The following is a 1,828-nucleotide window of genomic DNA, read 5'->3' on the forward strand; positions in this document are numbered from 1 at the left end:
GTTTGGTTAAAAAGCGAAAATGTTGCCGGAACGGCAGGGGTGATCCAAGAGGGGATTGCTGTTGATCCCCTTTTGGCCCGTGCAGGGTGGAACCTTGCGATCTTAATTCAAACGAAGTTTGAAAAATAGGTATGGTGAAGCGCCACGACGTTAGTTGCCGTAGGCCATCGTCAAGACTAAAACCAAAGAACAGAGCTGGATTCCGGCTCACAAGCATTACCGGAATGACGGGGAATGGCGACCGGAATGACGGATAATGGCGACCGGAATGACGGAGAATGGTGACCGGGACGATGGGAAATGTCGACCGAAATGATAGAGAAGAGTGACTGGCATGTCTGATGTATTTGGCCCGTGCAGGGTGGAACCTTGCGGTCTTAATTCAAACGAAGTTTGAAAAATAGGTATGGTGAAGCGCCACGACGTTAGTGGCCGCAGGCCATAAAAAAACCGCTTTATGAATTATCCGATTGATGACAAAACTCAATAAAGCTTTTCAACAGCGGGCTGTGATACTTATCTTTGTGAACCACCAACCAAAACGGTCGCTGCATATTAATATGATTCCCCTTAATTGGAGAATCAAGCTTAGTCACACGGCCATCATTAATCGCATATTGTGCCGCCAAAGCAGATAAACACCCTAAGCCAAGTCCAGCGGCGACACTGTTAATTAATGCCTCAGTAGTGTTAAGTTCAAACACTTCATGCCACGATTCTATTTGCGGCGCGATAGTGCGCAAAAAAAACTCTCTTGAGCCAGAACCTGCTTCACGTAATATCCACTCACTTTGTTCTAAATCGTTAAACGTCCATTGTGCCTGCAGACTTATGGGTAAATGAGGCGCAGCGATAATACACATTTCATCATGGCTAAACTGAGTGGCGATGAGTTCTGGGTGATGACTTTTACCCTCAATCAAGCCAATGTCTAACTCGTAATCCAGCAGTTTTTGGCAGATTAAGCGTGAATTTGAAATCACCACGCTTTGTGAGAAATGTTGATGTTGCTGCCTAAATTGGCTCAATAACCCCGGTACAACATGATTACCTAAGGTGTCACTGGCACCTATTTTCAATTGACCCGTAAAAGCGTGGTCTGCATCAAACAATTGACTGATATTATTTGCTCTACTAAGCAGCTCGTCGGCCAGTGGTAATAGCTTGTGTCCTTCTTGATTCAGCACTAAGCGATTATTGACCCGATCAAATAGCGGGTGCCCCAGTTGTTTTTCTAGTTCTGCCAGTGCCATGCTCACCGCAGCTTTAGACAAATACAGCGCCTCGGCTGCAGCGGTTAAGGTTTTATGTTGGGTAACACTGGTAAACACATTGAGCTGTTTTAATGAAATGTGCATAGCGCCGCTTAGTTTGATATTGAGTGAGTTTGAAATAGAGTTAGTTTGAAATAGAGTTAGTTTGATGGTTATAAAGTTAGTGTGAACGGTTTCATTGTTATTTTCATCGTTATTGTTATGAATGACATCTTGTTCAGTTTTGTTGAACGCATGTTTCATATAATTGGATATATATAAACAAAGTGCAAGCGTAATATAAGCTTATTCTCTGATGGGTTGTTTTGAGGTTGTAATGATTCGAGCGGTAAAACAAACACTAGCGGCAGTTCCAACCCCAATGGCAGGGTTGGCGTTGGGTATTGCAAGTTTAGGTTGGAGCTGGGAAACCCTAGTTGATTTACATCATTACAGTCAGTGGACTGGGGCTGCAATAGCAAGTGTATTATTACTGATTTTAAGTGCTAAGTTTTTATTACATTCAGATTTATTATGCCAGGATCTTGCTCATCCTCTGGTTGGCAGCGTGGTAC

At 43.4% G+C, this 1,828-nt stretch carries 1 protein-coding gene and 1 pseudogene; one reads left to right on the plus strand and one right to left on the minus strand.

Annotation, left to right across the window (positions count from 1 at the left end):
- Positions 1 to 455: 455 nt before the first annotated feature.
- The gene (locus H5202_RS21785) at positions 456 to 1,358 is read right to left on the minus strand and encodes a LysR substrate-binding domain-containing protein (RefSeq protein ID WP_182773881.1); all 903 of its coding nucleotides are present in this window, start codon (positions 1,356 to 1,358) and stop codon (positions 456 to 458) included.
- A gap of 232 nt (positions 1,359 to 1,590) precedes the next feature.
- Between H5202_RS21785 and H5202_RS21790 the strand changes: the two are divergent.
- Positions 1,591 to 1,828 (plus strand): annotated as a pseudogene (locus H5202_RS21790) (C4-dicarboxylate ABC transporter); the annotation flags it as partial.

The organism is Shewanella sp. SG41-4, assembly GCF_014164505.1.
Lineage (GTDB): Bacteria > Pseudomonadota > Gammaproteobacteria > Enterobacterales > Shewanellaceae > Shewanella.